An 18,612-nucleotide genomic window follows, 5' to 3' on the forward strand; every position below is an offset into this window, starting at 1 on the left:
GGGCGGCCGGCGTGGGCTACGCGGCACCCGCGGACCACGCGTTCGAGCCCGCGCTGCGGGCGCCGCTGGACGTGCCGCCTAGTCGCGGGTGAGCCGGTTCCAGCGTTCGCGGGCCTGGTCGCGCAGCTCGCGGAGCGTGGGCGGCTCGGCGTCGCGGCCGTCGTCGTCCTCGCGGGACGCCGACAGGGACGGGCGCGCGCCCGGCTCCGGGCGGGACTCGAGGAACCGCTCCAGCCGTTCCTTGAACTGGCGCTCGACGGGCTCGGGGATCCCCCGGTCGGGCGGCGTGGGCGCCGCGGGCGCCGACGTGGTGGGACGGGCGCGCTCGGGCGGGCGCGACGTCGGCGGGGCGGGCGGCGCGGGCCGCGCGTGCGTGGCGGCCACCGAGTCGTCGGCGTCGCGCGCCGGTTCGGCGGCGCCCGTGGGGCCGGGCGTCGTGGGCGCGACCGCGGACGACCGGTCGGTCACGCCGCTGCCGGCCGCGGCGACGCCGGTGCTGGCGAGGACGGCGCCCGCGACGCCGAGCGCGACGATCGTGCGGGGCCCGCGGCGGCGCGGGCCGGGGCCCGTCGGGACGGGCGGGGCCGGCTCCTCGACGTCGCTGATCAGCGCGGTCAGCAGCCGGACGGCCGGGTCGGCCTCGTCGGGCGGGGCGGCGCGGTCAGCGGAGCCGGCAGCGCGCCGGGCCGCCATGGCGTCGATGATGGCGTCGGTACGGCGCACCGCGCTCAGGTCGGCGGGGGCCGACGACCCGCCCCACGCTGCGGGGACGTCGTGGGGGCGTGATGGCTCGGCCGGATTCGGGGCGCCGGGGCTCCGCTCCGTCAAGCGATCGACTCCTCTCTGGCCATCGCCCGAAGCCGGGCCAGCGCCCGGTGCTGCGCGACCCGTACCGCCCCCGCGGACATGCCCAGTACATTACCGGTCTCCTCGGCCGACAGACCCGCCACGACGCGCAGCAGCACCAGCTCGCGCTGCTGCTCGGGCAGCCGCGTCAGCAGGTCGCGGGCGCGCTGCGCCTCGATGTGCCGTACCACCGTCTCCTCGGGCCCGGGACGGTCGTCCGGACCGTCCGGCAGGTCCTCGGTGGGCACGGCCGCGCGGACCGCGCTGCGCAGCGCGTCCGCGATCTTGTGCGCGGCGATGCCGAAGACGAAGGACGCGAAGGGGCGGCCCATGTCCCGGTAGCGGGGCAGCGCGGACAGGACGGCGATGCACACCTCCTGCGCCACGTCGTCGGCGATGTGGTACTGCCCGGAGACGCGGCCGAGCCGCGCCCGGCAGTACCGGACGATCATGGGGCGGACCTCGGCGATCAGCACCTCGATCGCGCCGGGGTCGCCCTGGACCGCCAGCGCGGTCAGTTCCTTGAGATCACCGTCGTCGGGCTTCGCCGTCCGCCGCCTTCCACGGCCGATGTCGCGGGGCGGGGGCGGCGGTCCCCCGGAGAGCTCGGCTGCGCTCGCGGCCATGGTCCGGGCGTGGCTTCCCTCGGTCACGTCAAGCATGATGCCCAGCGCCGCCGGGCGTGTCGCCACCGTCTCATGCAACGGAATGGTCACAGTTCCGCGCCGGGGGATGCGCGGAAGGGCCCCCGCCCGTACGGACGAGGGCCCTTCGACGGCGCGCGACACGCCGTCCGACGTGCGCTTTCGCCGGTGCCGTCGATCAGTGGCCGTGGCCGTGACCGTGGCCGTGACCGCCGGCGGACTCCTCTTCCTCCTCCGGCTTGTCGACCACGAGCGCCTCGGTCGTGAGCAGCATGCCCGCGATGGAGGCGGCGTTGGTGACGGCCGAACGGGTGACCTTCACCGGGTCGATGACGCCCTGGGCGACCAGGTCGCCGTACTCGCCGGTGGCGGCGTTGTAGCCGTGACCCGGCTGCAGGTCGCGCACCTTGGAGACGACGACGTAGCCCTCCTGGCCCGCGTTCTCGGCGATCCACCGGAGCGGCTCGTCGAGCGAGCGGCGCAGCGCCTCGGCGCCGACGGCCTCGTCGCCGGACAGGCCGAGGGCGTCGAAGCCCTCCTTGGCGACGTGCACGAGCGCGCTGCCGCCGCCGGAGACCATGCCCTCCTCGATGCCGGCGCGGCTGGAGGAGATGGCGTCCTCGAGACGGTGCTTCTTCTCCTTCAGCTCCACCTCGGTGGCGGCGCCGACGCGCAGCACGCAGACGCCGCCGGCCAGCTTGGCCAGCCGCTCCTGCAGCTTCTCGCGGTCCCAGTCGGAGTCGCTGTTCTCGATCTCGACCTTGATCTGGTTGACGCGCGCGTTGATCTCGTCCGCGGACCCCTCACCGTCGACGATGGTGGTGTTGTCCTTGGTGACGGTGATCCGGCGCGCGCGGCCCAGGTCGTCGATGTCGATCGAGTCGAGCTTGAGGCCGAGGGCCTCGGACACGACCTGGCCGCCGGTCAGGGTGGCCATGTCGCCCAGCATCGCCTTGCGGCGGTCACCGAAGCCCGGCGCCTTGACGGCGACGGAGGTGAAGGTGCCGCGGATCTTGTTGGCGACGAGCAGCGCGAGGGCCTCGCCCTCGACGTCCTCGGCGACGACCAGCAGCGGCTTCTTGGTCTGGGCGACCTTCTCCGCCAGCGGCAGGAACTCCTGCACGTTGGAGATCTTGCCGTCCACGATGAGCACGTAGGCGTCCTCCAGGACGGCCTCCATGCGCTCGGGGTCGGTGACCATGTGCGGGGACAGGTAGCCCTTGTCGAACTGGAGGCCCTCGGTGAACTCCAGCTCGAGGCCCATGGTGTGGGCCTCCTCGACGGTGATGACGCCGTCCTTGCCGACCTTGTCGAACGCCTCGGCGATCAGCTCGCCGATCTGCGGGTCCTGCGCGGAGATGGTCGCGACGTGCGCGATCTCCTCCTTGGTGGCGACCTCGCGGGACGCCTTCAGGAGCTGGTCGGACACGAACTGGGCGGCGGCGTCCATGCCGCGCTTGAGGGAGAGCGGCGACGCGCCGGCGGCGACGTTGCGGGTGCCCTCCCGGACCAGCGCCTGCGCGAGGACGGTCGCCGTGGTGGTGCCGTCGCCCGCGATGTCGTTGGTCTTGGTCGCCACTTCCTTGGCGAGCTGGGCCCCCAGGTTCTCGTAGGGGTCCTCCAGCTCCACCTCGCGGGCGATGGTGACGCCGTCGTTGGTGATCGTCGGCGCGCCGAACTTCTTGTCGATGACGACGTTGCGGCCGCGCGGGCCGATCGTCACCTTGACGGCGTCAGCGAGAGCGTTGACGCCGCGCTCAAGAGCCCGGCGAGCGTCCTCGTTGAACTCCAGGATCTTCGCCATGCGGATTCTCCTCTTTCACGCGGTCCGCCCCGGCCCCGCCGAAGTCGGCGCGGACCGGGGCGGGCGCATCACGTCTCGCTGATTACTTCTCGATGACCGCGAGCACGTCGCGGGCCGAGAGCACGAGGTACTCCTCGTTGTTGTACTTGACCTCGGTGCCGCCGTACTTGCTGTAGAGCACGACCTCGCCGACCTTGACGTCGACGGGGACGCGGTCGCCCTTGTCGTCGACGCGGCCGGGGCCGACCGCGACAACGGTGCCCTCCTGGGGCTTCTCCTTGGCGGTGTCGGGAATCACCAGGCCCGACGCGGTGGTGGTCTCGGCCTCGAGCGGCTGGACGACGATGCGGTCCTCGAGCGGCTTGAGAGTGACCTTGGTGGCGGTCGTCACGATCTGACCTCCCCTTCGATAGGTCCTCGGCCGGCCATGGTCGGCCGACCGGCAACTGTGACAGAGAGAGGCGACCCTGGACCGGCCTGCCGTCGCGGGTGCCAGACCGACCTTGTCGCTGTGTTGGCACTCTAGCGTGGAGAGTGCCAGACATGAAACTATGCCGTGCCCGGTGGCTCGTCAACACGAACGCGAACGTCCGCGGCGAGCGTCCGGCAACGGTTCCGCGGCGTTCACGGAGCGCTAACTTCACCCTATGGACCCCGTCGCGTTCCGCCGCCTGCGGACCCCCTCCGGCCAGGACGTCCTCGCGGCGGCGACGGGCGCGGACGTGGGCGGGGACGGGCTGCTCGCGACGGCCGCGCGGCTGCGGGAGGCGCACGACCCCGACCTGGTGGCGGCGGCGCTGACGCAGGCGCGGCTGCGGGAACGGGCGAAGGCCAAGTTCGGCGCGGACGCCGAGCGGATGTACTTCACCGAGGCCGGGCTCGAACAGTCGACGAGGGCGAGCGTGGCCGCGTACCGGGCCGGACGGTTCGCGGACCGGCTGGCGGGCGCGCGTGTGCTGGAACTGGGGTGCGGCATCGGCGCCGACCTGATCGCCCGTGCGCGCGCGGGCCTCATCGGGGACGGCGTGGAACTCGACCCCCTGACGGCGGAGGTCGCGCAGGCGAACGTGGACGCGCTCGGCGTCGCCGATCGCGCGTCCGTCCGGGTGGGCGACGCGGTCGAGCAGGACCCGGCGGGGTACACGGCCGTGTTCGCCGATCCCGGGCGCCGCACGGCGCGCGGCCGGGTGTTCGACCCGCGCGCGTACGAGCCGCCGCTCGACGCCGTCCTCGACCTGGCCGGACGGACGGGCGGCGCGTGCGTGAAGGTCGCGCCGGGCGTCCCGCACGAGGCGGTGCCGGCGGGCGCGGAGGCCGAGTGGATCTCGGTGGGCGGCGACGTGAAGGAGGCCGCGCTGTGGCTCGGCGGGCTCGCGAGCGGCGTCCCGCGGCGCGCGACGCTGCTGGCCGGGGACGGCGCGGTGGCGGGCTCGCTGACGCCGCGCGGGCTCGGCGACCCGGACGTCCGCGGGTGGGGCCGCTACCTGTACGAGCCGGACGGCGCGGTCATCCGGGCGCACCTGGTGGCGGAGGTCGCGGAGCGGGTCGGCGGCGGGCTCGCGGACCCGCGCATCGCGTACGTGACGTCGGACGAGGCGCACGCGACGCCGTTCGCGTCCGGGTACGCGATCGAGGACGTGCTGCCGTTCTCGGTGAAGCGGCTGCGCGCGGAGCTGCGGCGGCGGGACGTCGGGGTGCTGACGGTCAAGAAGCGCGGGTCGGCCGTGGACGTGGACAGGCTGCGGCGCGACCTGGGGTTCGGCGGGCGCCGGCGGCGGGGCGGCGCGGAGCTGACGGTCGTGGTGACGCGGGTCGGGCGGGACCCGGTGGCGCTGCTCGTCCGTCCGCTGGCGGGGGTGCCAACCGGGTCGTCCGCGGGGCCGGAAGGGCGCTGACCCGCCCGGACCGGGCGGCGGCCGGGAATCGATTCCAAAGATCTTCCGGGGACCCCGGGCGGCCCAAGCGCGCCCCGGCGGCGCACCATGGCGGCGCAAATCATCGGCGCTTTCCGGCATTGCGTTCCCCAGGGGACCGCGGGACGCGCGGCAAGGCGGTAACGGGGCCCGTGAATCGGCGCGGACAGATCAACGCCCGGGGAAACACCAAGGGTTGTTCAGGAACGGGTGGGGCGGAGGCGTCGAATGCCTTCCGCGGCGGCGGCGACGGGCGGTCGCGGGCCCGCGCGGGGCGCGCGCGGGCCCGGCCGCGGGCGTCCGGCGGAGGCTCGGGAACTGCCGATGTTGGGCGAGATGTACGGACACGGCGCCCCACGGCGCGCCCGTCCGGGCCGCCGGGCAGAACAGGCCACATACCTGCATTTGTGATGAGTGCCGTCGAATCGGGAATTTCCCGTCAATGATCTTGATCTTCGACTTTCTTCACCAGTCGGGTAACGCGTGCATTCCACGGAACTCGCAACGTTCTCTACTACCCGTTATAGCGACGCTCTACACGCACTAGAGTGGCGGCTTCACGATTCATTGCCGTGCGCCTTTTCATCGCATCGGCACACGAAGGAGCTCCGGTGGAAACGAATCACAACTTCCTGCAGACAGGGGGTCAACCGGTCTCGGATCGGATGCGGGAGTTGCTCGCCCGTGCGGCGCAGGACCACGTCTACGAACAGCGCTCACAGGGTCAGGTCCTGGATGAGATACGGCAGCGGCTGGAAGGGATGGAGTGGCTGCTGCGGGAGGTCCGGGAGCGGGAGCTCAGCGGGCTGACCGGGCAGATCGAGAGCGTCCGCGGGCAGGTCGACGACCTCGCGGGCAAGCCCCCCGAGTGGGCCGAGGGCCTCGCCCTGCACATCGAGTCCGTCGGCGAGAAGGTCAAGCCGGTCGCCGAGCTCCCCGCGCTGTGGGCCGACGTCGGCGTCGTCGCCGAGCACGTCGACGAGGGCCTGAACCGCCTCCAGGCCGTCCTCGACTCCGCGCAGCACATCACCGACGTCACGCAGCAGGCGTCGCAGCGGATGGACGAGATGACCAAGCGGCTCGACAAGCTGCAGGGCAGCATGGAGGCCGCGTCCGTCCGCTTCAACCGGCTCGACAAGTCGCTCGCGGAGCTGGGGCACCGCTCGGAGCGGCTGGAGCACTCGATCAACGGCGTCACCGCGCGCGTGGACCAGTCGCTCGGCGAGATGGCCGAGCGGATGGAGCAGGGGCTGGAGGCGGTCAGCGGGCGGGTCGAGGGCGTCGGCGGGCGGCTGGACGGGCTGGACGGCCGGCTGGACGGCGTGGACGGGCGGCTCGAGGGCCTGTCGGGCAAGCTGGAGGGCGTCGACGGCCGGTTCGAGAGCCTGGAGGGACGGATCGACGGCGTGGGCGAGCGCATCGCCCGGCTCCCCGACGCGCTGGAGATCACCGACGTGCACCGGATGCTGACCGAGCTGGTGCAGCGCCCGGCGTCCGACCACGGCGACCGGTTCGACGCCCTGGAGAAGCACCTCGCCGACGCCGTGGACCCGCTCGTCGAGGAGCTGCGGGCGCGCCCCGACCGCGACGAGGTCAAGGCGACGATGTCGGAGATCGCCGAGACGGCCTACAGCGACGTCGCCCGCCGGATGGACGAGTTCAGCCGCCGGTTCGACGACGTCCACGACGACGTCCGCAAGCGGATCGAGGGCATCCACGAGGAGGTCTCGAAGAAGGTCGAGGGTGCGCTGGAGGAGTTCACCACGCAGGTCGACATCGTGTCGCGCCGCGTGGAGTCGGTGCACATCGACGTGACCAAGCAGGTGGAGTCGGTGCACCACGAGGTGGCCCGGCAGGTCAGCGGCGTGCACGACGACGTCACGCGGCAGGTCGGCGGCATCCACGAGGACGTCGCCAAGCAGGTCGGCAACCTGCAGGAGGACGTGGCCCGGCAGGTCGGCGGCGTCCAGGACGACTTCGTCCGGCGGATGGAGGGCGTGCACCACGAGGTGGGCCGCCGCGCCGAGGCGGTGCAGGCCGAGTTCACCAAGCGGTTCTCGCACGTCGAGGACGAGGTGGGCCGGAAGGTCGAGAGCGTGCACGACGACGTGTCGAAGCAGGTCGGCGCGGTGCACGAGGACGTGCTGAAGCGGTTGTCGACGCTGGAGGAGACGATGCTCGCGCTGGCCGAGGCGCTGCTGCGGCCGCGGCGGGACGGCAAGGACTGATCCGGGAGCGACGAGGCGTTCGATCGGAGATCGCGGGTGGGGCCGTCAGGGCGGTCCCACCCGTTTCGCGTTCCGGGGGCGCGCGGGGCGGGCGGGGCGTGCGAGGCGCCGAATACTGTTCGGAAACGCGTGGATACCGACCGGAATCTGCGAAGTTCGTCCGTTAAATGGGTTCGATGACCGAAAGTTCGACGGGACGGCACGGCGATGACGTGCTGTTTGTTACGTTCCGTCTTCGCAAAATCACTCCCAATACCGTTCGGAATCCGTTTTCATGGATCTCGTGACCCATACTCAGGCTCTCAGCCAACCGCTCGGCGCCCCGCCCGGCGACGCCACCCTGCGCTGGGTCGAGGAGTGCCTCGGGAAGGGCGCCGAGGTGCGGATGGTGCGCCCCCTCCCCGGCGGCACCGCGCACGCCAACCACGCGCTGCTGGTGGAGAGCCCGTCCGGCAGCGCGCACCGGCTGGTGCTGCGCCGCTGGACGGTCCGGGACGCGCCCGGCGGCGACCCCCGCGCCGACGCCGGCCCCCCGCTCGGCGGCGCCCCGGGCGGCGGCACCGCGCGGCGGACGTTCGGCGAGGCCGAGTTCTCCCCGGAGCGCGAGATCGCCGCGCTCGCCCTGCTCGCCGGCACCGACCTCGCGACCCCCTCGCTCGTCGCCGCCGACCCGGCCGGCGCGCACTGCGACGCCCCGGCCCTGCTGATCTCGCGGCTGCCCGGCCATCCGCCGCGCCCGTCCCCCGACGACCTCCCCGAGTACCTGATCCAGCTCGCCGCCGCGCTCCTGCTGGTGCACGGGGTGAACGGCGCCGGGACGATGCCGCCGTACGTCCCGCACAACCGGCTCGACGTGCGGGTGCCCCCCGAGCACGCGCTGCGCCCCGAACTGTGGGAGCGCGCGTTCGAGGCGGTGTCCGGGCCCGCCCCCGAGGCGCCCTCCCGGTTCATCCACCGCGACTACCACGCCGACAACACGCTGTGGTCGTACGGGCGGCTCACCGGCGTCGTCGACTGGTCCGACGCGTCGTCCGGCCCGGTCGCGGTCGACGTCGCGCACATGCGGCGCGGCCTCGCCGTCCGGTACGGCCGGTCCGTCGCCGACCGGTTCCGGTCGACGTTCGACATGGTGTCGGGCGGGCACGCGCACGACCCGTACTGGGACGTCCGGTGCGTGCTGGAGCTGCTGCCCGAGGACGGCGACCGGACGATCGACGAGGCGACCGTCCCGCTCCTGGAGGACTACCTGGCCGCGCTGCTCGCCGACCTGCGCGGCTGACCGTCCGTCCGGCGGCGGTCCCCCGCGCCGCTACAGCGTCACGGACTCGATCGGGAGGCTGGAGTCGGCCGGGAGCGCCAGCTCGGACGGCGCCAGACCGGCCGACACCAGCTCCGAGCCGAGCGCCGCGACCATCGCGCCGTTGTCGGTGCACAGCTTCGGGCGCGGCACGCGCAGCCGCACGCCCGCCTTCGCGCACCGCTCCGCGGCGAGCGCCCGCAGCCGCGAGTTCGCCGCGACGCCGCCGCCGATCAGCAGGTCGCGGGCGTCGTTGTCCTTGCAGACCTTGAGCGCCTTGTGGACGAGGACGTCCACCACGGCCTCCTGGAAGGACGCCGCGACGTCCGCGACCGGCACCGGCTCGCCCGCCCGCTGCCGCGCCTCCACCCAGCGCGCCACGGCCGTCTTCAGGCCGGAGAACGAGAAGTCGTAGGTGCCGTCGTTGTACTTGCCGCGCGGGAACGCGATCGCCGCCGGGTCGCCCTCCCGGGCCCGCTCGTCGATCACCGGCCCGCCCGGGAACCCTAGGTCGAGGACCCGCGCGACCTTGTCGAACGCCTCGCCGGCCGCGTCGTCCACGGTGCTGCCGAGCGACCGGACGTCCGACGCGACGTCCGGCACCAGCAGGATCGACGAGTGCCCGCCCGACACCAGCAGCGCCACGCACGGCTTCGGCAGCGGGCCGTGTTCGAGCTGGTCGACGCACACGTGCGCGGCCAGGTGGTTCACCCCGTACAGCGGCTTGCCGAGCGACAGCGCGTACGCCTTCGCCGCCGCGACGCCGACCATCAGCGCGCCCGGCAGCCCCGGCCCGGCGGTGACGGCGAACGCGTCGACGTCGGCGAGCGTGACGCCCGCGTCGGCGAGCGCCCGCTCGACCGTCGGGCCCATCGCCTCCAGGTGCGCGCGCGACGCGACCTCCGGCACGACGCCGCCGAACCGGGCGTGCTGCTCGACGCTGGACGCGATCGCGTCCGCCAGCAGCGTGCGCCCCCGGACGATGCCGACGCCGGTCTCGTCGCACGACGTCTCGATGCCGAGCACCAGCGGCTCGGAGTCCCCGATCACGTGTCCTCCCTGGTGAAGCCCACGGGCGGACGCTTCCGCAGCCTGCGGAACATCACCGCCGCGTCCACGTCCGCGGGCTGGTAGTAGCGCTCGCGGATGCCGATCTGCTCGAACCCGAACCGCTCGTAGAGCCGGCGGGCCGGGGCGTTGTCGACCCGCACCTCCAGGAACAGGCCCTCGCTGCCGCGCCGCACCGCCTCGTCGATCAGCTCGGTGAGCAGCAGCGCCCCGATCCCCGCGCCGCGCCGGCCGGGCGCGACGCCGATCGTCTGGACGTCCGCCTGCCCGCCCGCGCTCGCCAGGCCCGCGTAGCCGACGACCTCGCCGCCGGACGACTCGGCGACCACGTACCGGCGGGTGTCCGGCTGCCCGGCCAGCTCCTCCCGCAGCATCTGCTCGGTCCACGCGTCGTCGGGGAAGAGCAGCCGCTCCAGCCGGTGGACGGCCGGCAGGTCGGCGACCGTCATGTCCCGCAGGACGATCTCCGCCCCGGGCCCGCCGGTCGCGGGGCCGCCCGGACCGGGGGCGGTCATACCGGCGTCACCCTCTTGCGGGGGCCCGGCTCCTTCGCGTCGGGCCTGCGCAGGTAGAGCGGCTCGGGCGGCAGCAGGTCCGGGCCCTTGCGGCCGGACAGCCGCGCGATGGCCAGCTCCGCCAGCGCCTGCGCGTTCGGGAGCATCGGCTCGTGGGCGGCGTCCCCGAAGTACAGGGCGGCTCCCTCGCCGACGATCGGGAGGCCCTCGGCCTCCACCTCCGCCGGAGGCCCGACCGTGGGTTCCGTGGCGCGCGCGCGAGCCGAGTTGTAGCGCGCCCAGTACAGCTCCTTGCGGCGCGCGTCCGTCGCGACGACGAACGGCTCGTCGCGTCCGGTCTCCCAGGCGAGCACGTCCAGCGTGCAGACGCCGTGCACGGGGACCTTGAGGGCGTCGCCCATGGCGCGCGCCGTGACGAGCCCGACCCGCAGGCCCGTGTAAGGGCCGGGGCCGACCCCGACGGCGATCGCGCTCAGGTCGTCCGGCGCCGCGCCCGCGTCCGCCATCACCCGCGCGATCGACGGGGTGAGCAGCTCGGTGTGCTTGCGCCGGTCGACCGCCTCGGACGCGGCGCGGCACGCGGCGCCCTCGCCCGGAACCCACTCGTACAGCGCCACGGTGACCGCGGCGGTCGCGGTGTCGAAAGCCAAGACCAGCACGGATTACAAGGGTAGTGCAGGCCGCGCGCGTCCGGGACTCGTCCGCGCGACCGGCGCTCCCCGCCGATCGGGACGCGGGCTCAGGACTCCTTGAGCTTCGCCAGCACCGCCTCGACGACCTCGACCGCGCCGTCGCCCGCCGCGTCGTGGCTCAGCGGGTCGTCGCCCGCCGACCCGCCGTAGTGGATCGTCACGAGCACGTTGACGAACCGGACGTTCGCGATCGCCTCGCCCGTCCCGTGCTGGTCGTCGACGCTGTAGACGACGTAGCCCTCGTCGCCGACGCCGTCGAGCCGCCGCTTGTCGGTGAGCTCCTGCCCCTCCAGCAGCGCCTCGCCCGCCTCGTCGACCTTCTGCTCGGACGCGTACGTCCGCTGCGCCGTCGCGGTCGCCGACTGCCCGCCCGCGGCCTCGATCGCGCGCAGCTCGACGGTCAGCTGCCGCTTCTGGTCGCCGGTGTAGACGCCCCACACGCACTGCGTCTGCCGGTCGTTGCCCTGGTAATTGTCGGCCTCGTTGCGCTCCGCGTCCGGCGCGAGCCTCCCGATGAGGTCCGAGTCGACGATCGTGCACGAGTCCGGGACGCCCGCGAACTCGGCCGTCCCGGCCGACGCGCTCTCGGACGCGCCGCTGCCGACGATCCGCCCGGTGCCGTCCCCGCCGTCCGTCCCGCTCCCGGACATGACGACGAACACGGCGAGCACGCACGCCGCGATGCCCGCGCAGGCCCCGGCGAGGGCGATCCCCCAGCGGCGCCCGCGGCGCTCCTCGCGCACGATGCGATGACTGCCGGTCCCCGTGCGGTACCCGCCGCCGCGCCCGGACGAGTCCCGCGGGCTCCGCGGGCTCCGCGCGTACTCGCCGCCGTCCGAGCGCCGGGAGCCGGCGTACCGTCCGGAACCGGACTCGTAGCCGCCGGAACCGGACTCGTAGCCGCCCGGCCCCTGGCCGCCGGACGCGTACGGGCCGGAGCCGCTCGCCTGGGAGTAGCCGCCCGTGGCGTACCCGCCCGTCGAGTAACCGCCGGTCGAGTAACCGCCCGTCGCGTACCCGCCCGTGGCGTACCCGCCGGACGAGTAGCGGCCGGTTTCGGAGCCGCCGCCGACCGTGGGGTACCCGGACGTCGGGGATCCGGCCGGGGAGGTGAGGGGGTCCTCGGGGTACCCGCCCGTGCCGGGACGGGCGGCCCGCTCGCCGGAACCGCCCATGCCGTACCCACCGCCGTCCGTGCGGTACCCGTCGCTCGGGCCACCGCCCGGACCGCGGTAGCTGTCGCGGTCATCACCGCTGCGATGGCTACCACTCACCGGATCCCACTCCCGCATGAGGAAATCGATTTGTCGCGTAGTGAGGTTGTTCCGGCAAAGAGTACGACATGTCGCCGTAAAGTGAACCAACTAATCCCGGCAAAAAGTGAAGACTTTTCAGGTTTGGTGCTTCAGAGGTCCCGCTCCAGGTCGGACCAGCGATGACCGACCCCGACGATCCTTACTTCGCGCGTCTCATCGGTCCCGTCGCCCCGCGAAATGATCATTTCCAGGCGCTCGTCCGCGAGCCCCTCCGCGAGCCCTTCTCCCCATTCCACGACCGTCACCGATTCGTCGACGGACGCGTCCAGGTCGAGGTCGTCCAGTTCCGCGAAACCCCCCAGCCGGTAGGCGTCCACGTGCACCAGCGGGGGTCCGTCGACGAGCGACGGATGGACGCGCGCGATCACGAACGTCGGCGAGGTGATCGGCCCGCGGACCTTCAGCCCCTCCCCGATGCCCTGCGTCAGCGTCGTCTTGCCCGCGCCGAGATCGCCCGACAGGACCAGCAGGTCCCCGGGCGCCAGCAGGCCGCCCAGCCGGACGCCCAGCCGGTGCATGTCCGCCGAAGTCGGGACGGTCACCGTCCGCCCGCTCACATCCTGTGCGCTCACGCCGTGCGCTCCTCCTCCACGTCTCCGCTCTCCGGACGGACCCGTCCGAGCAGCCGCCGCAGTCCCCCGGTGACCACGCCCGGGTACTCCAGCGGCAGCACGTGCCCGGCCTCCTCCACCTCGACCAGCTCCGCGTCCGGCAGCGCCTCCGCGATGCGGCGGCCGTGCGCGGCCGGGGTCAGCTTGTCGCGGCCGCCCACCAGCACCAGCGCCGGGACCTTCGCCAGGACGTCCAGCGCCGCCGACTTGTCGTGGCCGATCAGCGACGGGTAGAACTCCGCGATCACGTCGATCGGCGTGTCCCGGATCATGTCGTCGAGGAACGCGACGACGCTCGGGCTCACGTGCCGGTCGGCGAACGCCACCTTGCGGGTGACGACGAACGCCAGGTCGGCGCCCAGCCCGCGGGCGCGCTCCACCAAGGCCGCCCGCTGCCCGAGGCCCCGTAGCGCGCCCGGCGCCAGCGGCCGGACCGCCTTCGCCACCACCATCGGCAGGCCCAGCGTCAGCTCCGCCATGTTCCCGCACGAGGTGTTGACCAGCGCCACGCCCACCACCTGCCGCGCGAACAGCTCCGGCCGCCGCTCCGCCAGCGCCATGATCGTCATGCCGCCCATCGAGTGCCCGACGAGCACCACCGGATCGTCCGGGCCGACCGTCGCGGCCAGCACCGCCGCCAGGTCGGCGCCCGTCCGGTCGATCGTCGCGCGGGTCGGCACGCTCCGCCCGGACCGTCCGTGGCTGCGCTGGTCCCAGAACACCATCCGGACGCGCCCGCGCAGGTCGCGGCGCTGGTAGTGCCACGAATCCTGGTTGAGGGCGAAGCCGTGGCAGAACACGACCGTCAGGTCCGCGTCGTCCGGGCCCTCCACCTCGACGTGCAGCGCGAGCCCGTCGTCGCCCTCCACGGCCACCTCCCGGCCGCGCAGCTCGCCGAACTGCTCGCCCGCGTCCGGATCCGGCCGCAACCGCTTCCGGCCGACGGCGAGATGCCGCAGCCCCACCGCCGCCGCGCCCGCGCCGGCCGCGACGCCCGCCACCGCGCCCGCGATGCCGACCCTGCGCCTCGTCCTGCTCTCCATCCCCGCGCCTTCCCTACGCCCCGCCGCCGGAGTACGCCCGCGGCACGCGTGATCCGATCCGGGTGACGATCTCATACGAGATCGTCCCCAGCGCGTCCGCCCACTCCTGCGCGGTGGGCTCGCCCCGGTCGCCGGGGCCGAACAGCACGATCTCGTCCCCCGCCGCCATGTCGTCGTCGCCGAGGTCGATGACGAACTGGTCCATGCAGACCCGCCCGGCGATCCGCCGCCGCCGTCCGCCCGCGAGGACCTCCAGCAGGTTCGACCCGTGCCGCGGGACGCCGTCCCCGTAGCCCACCGGGACGACCGCGACGTTCGTCTCCCGCTCCGTCACGTAGGTGTGCCCGTACGACACGCCGCTGCCCGCCGGGACGCGCTTGACCAGCGCGGCGTCCGCGACCAGCGTCATCGCGGGCCGCAGCCCGAACGTCCCGGCCGCCGGCACCGGCGTCAGCCCGTACGTCGCGATGCCCGGACGGACGAGGTCGAAGCGGGCCTCGGGGAGCGTCAGCGTCGCCGCCGAGTTCGACAGGTGCCGCACCTCCGGCCGCGCGCCCGCCTTCTCCGCGAGCGCCACCATGTCGGTGAACGCCGCGACCTGCCGCGCGATCGACGGGTGGCCCGGTTCGTCCGCGCACGCCAGGTGCGACATGATGCCCGCGACCCGCACCAGCCCGTCGGCCTCGGCCTTCAGCGCGGCCTCCACCAGCGCGGCCCAGCCCTCCCCGGCCGCGCCGCCGCGCGTCATGCCCGTGTCGGCCTTCAGGTGGACGCGCGCGGGACGGCCCGCGCGTCCGGCGGCCGCCGCGATCTCCGCCACCAGCCCGGGCGAGCCCGCGGTGAGGTCGACGTCGCGGGTCACCGCGTCGGCGAACGGCTCGCCCGGGACCAGCACGCACGCGAGCGTCCGCGCCGTCACCCCCGCGTCGCGCAGCCGCAGCGCCTCGGCGAGCTTCGCGACGCCCAGCCACCCCGCCCCGCCGGCCAGCGCCGCGCGGGCCGCCTCCACGAGCCCGTGCCCGTACGCCTCCGCCTTCACCATCGCCATGACCTCGGCGCCGCCCGCACGCTCGCGCAGCACCCCGATGTTGTGGCCGATGGCGTCCAGGCTGACGCGCGCCTCCGCAGGAACCCTCATGGTTACCCAGTGTGCCGCCATCCCGGCCATGACCGGGCACGATCACGGTGAGTCGCTAAGCGAGCGTCCGGAACGCGGCCGGGATCGCCTCGACGACGTCCTGCGGGGTGATCGGCGCCTCCCGCCCGTCCCGCCCGGCGGACGCGAGGCGTCCGGCGAGTCCGTGCAGGTAGGCGCCGCCCGCCGCCGCGTCCAGCGCGGACATCCCGCCCGCCAGCAGCGCCCCGACGAGCCCCGACAGGACGTCGCCCGTCCCGGCCGTCGCGAGCCGCGGCGTCCCGGTCGGGTTCACCCGCACCGGGCGGTCCTGCTCGGCGACGAGCGTCGTCGAGCCCTTCAGCAGGACGGTCGCGCCCAGCTCGTCCGCCGCGCGCCGCACGTGCTCCAGGCGGCGCGCCTCGACGGCGTCCCGGTCCGTCCCGAGCAGCCGGGCCAGCTCCCCCGCGTGCGGGGTCAGGACGGTCGGGGCGGGACGGCGCAGCAGCGCGCGGCGCCGCGCGACGATCGTCAGGCCGTCCGCGTCGACGAGGACCGGCAGCTCGGTCGCCAGCACGGCCGCGACCAGCGACGCGGCGGCGTCCCCGGTGCCGAGCCCCGGGCCGACGACCCACGCCTGCACCCGTCCGATCCGCTCCAGCGCCTTGTCGCCCGGCGTCCCCGGCTCCAGCACGGTCGTGACCGCCTCCGGCCACCGCTGCCGCACGAGCTCCACCGGGTGCGCGACCGACGCGAACCGCACCATCCCGGCACCGCCGCGCACCGCGCCGCCCGCGCACAGCACGGCCGCGCCCGTGAACGCGTCCCCGCCCGCCAGGACGCCGACGACGCCGCGGCGGTACTTGTCGGACTCGGCGCCCGGCTCCGGCGGCTGAACGTCCGCGGGCCGTGCCGCGACGACGTCCGGGTCGGGCAGGTCGTCGCCGAGTCCGATGTCGACCAGCTCGACGACCCCGCAGTGCGCCGCGCCGGGATCGATCAGCAGCCCCGGCTTGTAGGTGCCGAACGTGACCGTCACGTCCGCGTGCACGGCCGCGCCCTCGACGCACCCCGTGCTCGCGTCCACCCCGCTCGGCACGTCGCACGCCACCACGAACCCCGTGGCCTCCGACGCGAGCGCCGCGAGCCGCGCGTGCGGTTCCCGCAGGCCGCCGGTGCCGCCGATGCCGGTGAGCCCGTCGATGATCAGGTCCGCGCCGCGCACCGCGCGGTCGGCGTCCGCGCCGTCCCGCAGCCGCCCGCCCGCCGCCCGCAGCGCCGCGAGCCCCGCCTCGTGGATCTTCGAGCCCGCCTGCACGGCGACGACCCGGGCGCCCCGCCGCGCCAGCCGGGCCCCCGCGTACAGGGCGTCCCCGCCGTTGTCCCCGCCGCCGACCAGCAGCACCACCCGAGCGCCGTACACCGCGGGCAGGAGCCGCGCGCACACCGCCGCCAGCCCGGCCGCGGCGCGCTGCATCAGCGTCCCATCGGGCAGCCGCGCCATCAGCGCGTGCTCGGCCTCCCGCACCTTGCCGACCTCGTGCGCGTACCTCATTCGCGGCTCCTCGAGTCGATCACCATGCTCAGCGTGCCACGCGGACGCGCCCGGCACCCGCCCCCCGACCGATTCGACGCTTGCAGTGCAACTTGCGACGTCATGTGCGGGTAAGGATCTCCGGCCGTAGAATCTTCCGCATCGGTCCAGATGTATTCGCGCCGCGACGCCCCCTGCGGCAGAATGCGCCCCAGAGCAGTCCGTCAGGGCTGGAGAGGCCCGTGCTATGAGCGGTTCCCGAGGTCCCTCCGTCCGGCAGCGGCGCCTGGCCGCCGAGCTCCGCCGGCTCCGCGAGAGCAGGCGGCTGACCGGCGACGAGGTCGCCGACCGGCTCGCCTGGTCCACCGCCAAGGTCAGCCGCATCGAGAACGCCCGCACCGGCGCGAAGATCCCCGACGTCCAGCGCCTGCTCGACCTGTACGACGTGCGCGGCGACCGCCGCGACGACCTCCTCGCGCTCGCCCGCGACGCCGGGGAGCGCGGCTGGTGGGAGGACTACCGCGACCTGCCGCGCCCCCTCGCCGACTTCATCGCCCTCGAATCCGAGGCCTCGGCCGTCCGGGAATGGGGCAGCACCGTCTTTCCGGGCCTGCTGCAGACCGAGTCCTACGCGCGGCACGTCATCGGCGGGTGGAGCGCGCTCGCCACCCTGCCGCCGCAGGAGATCAACCGCCGCGTCGAGGTGCGGATGCGGCGCCGGGAACTGCTGCGGGGTCCGCGCCCGCTGGAACTGTCGGTCGTCCTGGACGAGGCGGTTCTGCAACGCCGCATCGGCGACCGGGAAGTCATGCGCGAGCAACTCGAACAGCTGAACGCATTCAGCGAACTGCCGAATGTCACCGTGCAGATCCTGCCACTCGGGGTGGCACACTCGGTCTTGGCCGAGACATTTATCATCCTGGAATTCTCGCCGGTGCACGACGTCGTCTTCAATGATATCGTCCACACGGAATCACTGACGATCAGCCACTTTGCGGATGAGTCCGTCACCTATATGTACCGGCTCGCCTATTCGACCCTTGCCGAGCAAGCACTGGACCCCGCCGAATCGAGGCGGCGGATCAACGAGGCCAAGGACTCCTGGTAGGAGGTAGGAGCCGCAAGGTGGCTCCTACTTGGGAAAGGCACACCGAGTGTCCCCTTTCGCCACTCCTGCTCCACAATGGAGGAGAAGCGCCCACTGCGGGGCGAGCAACACCTGCGTCGAAGTGGCCGAACTGGCCGGTTCGTCCCTTTCTGTCGGGGCACGTGACGCGAAGCATGGTGCGCAGAGTCCGATCCTGTCGTTCTCCAAGGACGAGTGGCGGGACTTCGTCGAGCGCACCAAGCGCGGCGAATTCGACCTATAGCAATATAAGCGGCATATAACCCGAACCCACCCGGACCGGGCAGGACGGGGCCGCACCGAGCGGGCCGGATCCCACGCGGACCCGGCCCGTCGCCGTCTCCCCCGTCCCTCCGCTCCTTCCTCGTCCCGCCCGCCGCGGCGGCACCGCACCGCCCGGGCTGATCACGCGTTCGGGCCGATCTTGTTACCGTGTGGTTGGAAAGACACGGCAGCGCGGCCGCGGGCAGTTCCCACCTCGAGGCAGGAGCCCGGCATGAGTTTCCACGCGACACCGCCCGCCCGATGGAGAAAGAGCACCCGATGCGGGGCCAGCATGGGATGTATTGAGGTCGCACGGCTCGACCACGGGACGATATCCGTGCGGGACACCGAACGGACGGCGGATATCCTGTCGTTCGGCACCGCTGAATGGCACCGATTCGTCACCGACATCGAACGGGGACGCTACGACCGCGATTGAGAATTGCGGTCGACTAGAGAATCTCACCCCATCCGGAAATTGCGGGTTCCGCGGTGCGACGTTGCCCGCGGCCCGCTTTCCACCGCCCATTGCGCCCGAAGCCGCACGCGCCTTGCGCGTTCGCTCCCGGAACGGCGGAGGGCGGCGTTCCCGGTGCG

The 18,612-nt window shown here is 73.6% G+C and carries 18 protein-coding genes; 6 read left to right on the top strand and 12 right to left on the bottom strand.

Features of this window, described 5'->3' with window-relative positions; genetic code table 11:
• Nucleotides 1-78: 78 nt before the first annotated feature.
• From AB0L25_RS08480 to groES, 4 genes are all read right to left on the bottom strand, one after another.
• Nucleotides 79-828, bottom strand: coding sequence for a hypothetical protein (locus AB0L25_RS08480; RefSeq protein ID WP_500169981.1), 750 nt, complete (start codon nucleotides 826-828; stop codon nucleotides 79-81).
• Nucleotides 825-1,499, bottom strand: a complete 675-nt coding sequence (locus AB0L25_RS08485) for a sigma-70 family RNA polymerase sigma factor (RefSeq protein WP_500169982.1) — start codon at nucleotides 1,497-1,499, stop codon at nucleotides 825-827. The genes AB0L25_RS08480 and AB0L25_RS08485 overlap by 4 nt, the downstream gene beginning before the upstream one ends.
• A 169-nt stretch (nucleotides 1,500-1,668) precedes the next feature.
• Nucleotides 1,669-3,294 carry a chaperonin GroEL gene (gene groL / locus AB0L25_RS08490; protein ID WP_500169983.1) on the bottom strand — a complete coding sequence of 542 codons (1,626 nt, stop codon included), beginning with the start codon at nucleotides 3,292-3,294 and terminating at the stop codon, nucleotides 1,669-1,671.
• An 82-nt stretch (nucleotides 3,295-3,376) separates the two neighbouring features.
• Nucleotides 3,377-3,685: a co-chaperone GroES gene (gene groES, locus AB0L25_RS08495; RefSeq protein WP_026402970.1), complete on the bottom strand. Its 309-nt coding sequence runs from the start codon at nucleotides 3,683-3,685 to the stop codon at nucleotides 3,377-3,379.
• A 256-nt stretch (nucleotides 3,686-3,941) separates the two neighbouring features.
• Here groES and AB0L25_RS08500 point away from each other — a divergent pair, with 256 nt between their 5' ends.
• The 3 genes from AB0L25_RS08500 (at nucleotide 3,942) to AB0L25_RS08510 (ending at nucleotide 8,714) form a co-directional block, all read left to right on the top strand.
• On the top strand, nucleotides 3,942-5,189 hold the full coding sequence (locus AB0L25_RS08500) for a class I SAM-dependent methyltransferase (RefSeq protein ID WP_500169985.1): 1,248 nt from the start codon (nucleotides 3,942-3,944) through the stop codon (nucleotides 5,187-5,189).
• A 683-nt stretch (nucleotides 5,190-5,872) separates the two neighbouring features.
• Nucleotides 5,873-7,435: an apolipoprotein A1/A4/E domain-containing protein gene (locus AB0L25_RS08505; protein WP_500169987.1), complete on the top strand. Its 1,563-nt coding sequence runs from the start codon at nucleotides 5,873-5,875 to the stop codon at nucleotides 7,433-7,435.
• A 274-nt stretch (nucleotides 7,436-7,709) separates the two neighbouring features.
• Nucleotides 7,710-8,714 (top strand): phosphotransferase family protein, encoded by a 1,005-nt coding sequence (locus AB0L25_RS08510; protein ID WP_500169989.1) that lies wholly within the window; start codon nucleotides 7,710-7,712, stop codon nucleotides 8,712-8,714.
• Nucleotides 8,715-8,744: 30 nt separating this feature from the next.
• Here AB0L25_RS08510 and tsaD read toward each other — a convergent pair whose 3' ends face one another.
• The 8 genes from tsaD to AB0L25_RS08550 all read right to left on the bottom strand — a co-directional run bounded on the left by tsaD (nucleotide 8,745) and on the right by AB0L25_RS08550 (nucleotide 16,646).
• Nucleotides 8,745-9,782 (bottom strand): tRNA (adenosine(37)-N6)-threonylcarbamoyltransferase complex transferase subunit TsaD, encoded by a 1,038-nt coding sequence (tsaD, locus tag AB0L25_RS08515; RefSeq protein ID WP_500169991.1) that lies wholly within the window; start codon nucleotides 9,780-9,782, stop codon nucleotides 8,745-8,747.
• A complete protein-coding gene (gene rimI, locus AB0L25_RS08520) occupies nucleotides 9,779-10,315 on the bottom strand; it encodes a ribosomal protein S18-alanine N-acetyltransferase (protein WP_500169993.1) in 537 nt (178 codons plus the stop codon). The genes tsaD and rimI overlap by 4 nt, the downstream gene beginning before the upstream one ends.
• A complete protein-coding gene (gene tsaB / locus AB0L25_RS08525; RefSeq protein ID WP_500169995.1) occupies nucleotides 10,312-10,974 on the bottom strand; it encodes a tRNA (adenosine(37)-N6)-threonylcarbamoyltransferase complex dimerization subunit type 1 TsaB in 663 nt (220 codons plus the stop codon). The genes rimI and tsaB overlap by 4 nt, the downstream gene beginning before the upstream one ends.
• 80 nt (nucleotides 10,975-11,054) lie before the next feature.
• A complete protein-coding gene (locus AB0L25_RS08530) occupies nucleotides 11,055-12,182 on the bottom strand; it encodes a hypothetical protein (protein WP_500169997.1) in 1,128 nt (375 codons plus the stop codon).
• A gap of 230 nt (nucleotides 12,183-12,412) precedes the next feature.
• Nucleotides 12,413-12,841, bottom strand: a complete 429-nt coding sequence (gene tsaE, locus AB0L25_RS08535; RefSeq protein ID WP_500170281.1) for a tRNA (adenosine(37)-N6)-threonylcarbamoyltransferase complex ATPase subunit type 1 TsaE — start codon at nucleotides 12,839-12,841, stop codon at nucleotides 12,413-12,415.
• Between the two features lie 50 nt (nucleotides 12,842-12,891).
• Nucleotides 12,892-13,977, bottom strand: a complete 1,086-nt coding sequence (locus AB0L25_RS08540) for an alpha/beta fold hydrolase (RefSeq protein ID WP_500169998.1) — start codon at nucleotides 13,975-13,977, stop codon at nucleotides 12,892-12,894.
• Nucleotides 13,978-13,990: 13 nt separating this feature from the next.
• Nucleotides 13,991-15,115, bottom strand: coding sequence for an alanine racemase (alr, locus tag AB0L25_RS08545; protein WP_500170000.1), 1,125 nt, complete (start codon nucleotides 15,113-15,115; stop codon nucleotides 13,991-13,993).
• 55 nt (nucleotides 15,116-15,170) lie between these two features.
• Nucleotides 15,171-16,646, bottom strand: coding sequence for an NAD(P)H-hydrate dehydratase (locus tag AB0L25_RS08550; RefSeq protein WP_500170002.1), 1,476 nt, complete (start codon nucleotides 16,644-16,646; stop codon nucleotides 15,171-15,173).
• A gap of 226 nt (nucleotides 16,647-16,872) precedes the next feature.
• On the opposite strand from AB0L25_RS08550, the gene AB0L25_RS08555 reads away from it, so the two are divergent.
• The 3 genes from AB0L25_RS08555 (at nucleotide 16,873) to AB0L25_RS08565 (ending at nucleotide 18,454) form a co-directional block, all read left to right on the top strand.
• Nucleotides 16,873-17,733: a helix-turn-helix domain-containing protein gene (locus AB0L25_RS08555; protein WP_500170004.1), complete on the top strand. Its 861-nt coding sequence runs from the start codon at nucleotides 16,873-16,875 to the stop codon at nucleotides 17,731-17,733.
• Between the two features lie 46 nt (nucleotides 17,734-17,779).
• The gene (locus AB0L25_RS08560) at nucleotides 17,780-17,995 is read left to right on the top strand and encodes a DUF397 domain-containing protein (RefSeq protein ID WP_500170006.1); all 216 of its coding nucleotides are present in this window, start codon (nucleotides 17,780-17,782) and stop codon (nucleotides 17,993-17,995) included.
• Nucleotides 17,996-18,247: 252 nt separating this feature from the next.
• The gene (locus tag AB0L25_RS08565; protein WP_500170008.1) at nucleotides 18,248-18,454 is read left to right on the top strand and encodes a DUF397 domain-containing protein; all 207 of its coding nucleotides are present in this window, start codon (nucleotides 18,248-18,250) and stop codon (nucleotides 18,452-18,454) included.
• The last annotated feature ends 158 nt before the right edge of the window (nucleotides 18,455-18,612 follow it).

The sequence above is a fragment of the Spirillospora sp. NPDC052242 genome, assembly GCF_040679555.1.
Lineage (GTDB): Bacteria > Actinomycetota > Actinomycetes > Streptosporangiales > Streptosporangiaceae > Spirillospora.

What these genes read in the sequence shown, in the direction of transcription:
- AB0L25_RS08565 (WP_500170008.1), top strand. Translation starts at nt 18,248, where the DNA reads ATGAGTTTCCACGCGACACCGCCCGCCCGATGGAGAAAGAGCACCCGA.
- AB0L25_RS08510 (WP_500169989.1), top strand. Translation starts at nt 7,710, where the DNA reads ATGGATCTCGTGACCCATACTCAGGCTCTCAGCCAACCGCTCGGCGCC.
- AB0L25_RS08505 (WP_500169987.1), top strand. Translation starts at nt 5,873, where the DNA reads ATGCGGGAGTTGCTCGCCCGTGCGGCGCAGGACCACGTCTACGAACAG.
- AB0L25_RS08540 (WP_500169998.1), bottom strand. Translation starts at nt 13,977, where the DNA reads ATGGAGAGCAGGACGAGGCGCAGGGTCGGCATCGCGGGCGCGGTGGCG.
- rimI (WP_500169993.1), bottom strand. Translation starts at nt 10,315, where the DNA reads ATGACCGCCCCCGGTCCGGGCGGCCCCGCGACCGGCGGGCCCGGGGCG.
- AB0L25_RS08500 (WP_500169985.1), top strand. Translation starts at nt 3,942, where the DNA reads ATGGACCCCGTCGCGTTCCGCCGCCTGCGGACCCCCTCCGGCCAGGAC.
- tsaE (WP_500170281.1), bottom strand. Translation starts at nt 12,841, where the DNA reads ATGCACCGGCTGGGCGTCCGGCTGGGCGGCCTGCTGGCGCCCGGGGAC.
- groL (WP_500169983.1), bottom strand. Translation starts at nt 3,294, where the DNA reads ATGGCGAAGATCCTGGAGTTCAACGAGGACGCTCGCCGGGCTCTTGAG.
- AB0L25_RS08530 (WP_500169997.1), bottom strand. Translation starts at nt 12,182, where the DNA reads ATGGGCGGTTCCGGCGAGCGGGCCGCCCGTCCCGGCACGGGCGGGTAC.
- AB0L25_RS08550 (WP_500170002.1), bottom strand. Translation starts at nt 16,646, where the DNA reads ATGAGGTACGCGCACGAGGTCGGCAAGGTGCGGGAGGCCGAGCACGCG.
- alr (WP_500170000.1), bottom strand. Translation starts at nt 15,115, where the DNA reads ATGAGGGTTCCTGCGGAGGCGCGCGTCAGCCTGGACGCCATCGGCCAC.
- AB0L25_RS08555 (WP_500170004.1), top strand. Translation starts at nt 16,873, where the DNA reads ATGAGCGGTTCCCGAGGTCCCTCCGTCCGGCAGCGGCGCCTGGCCGCC.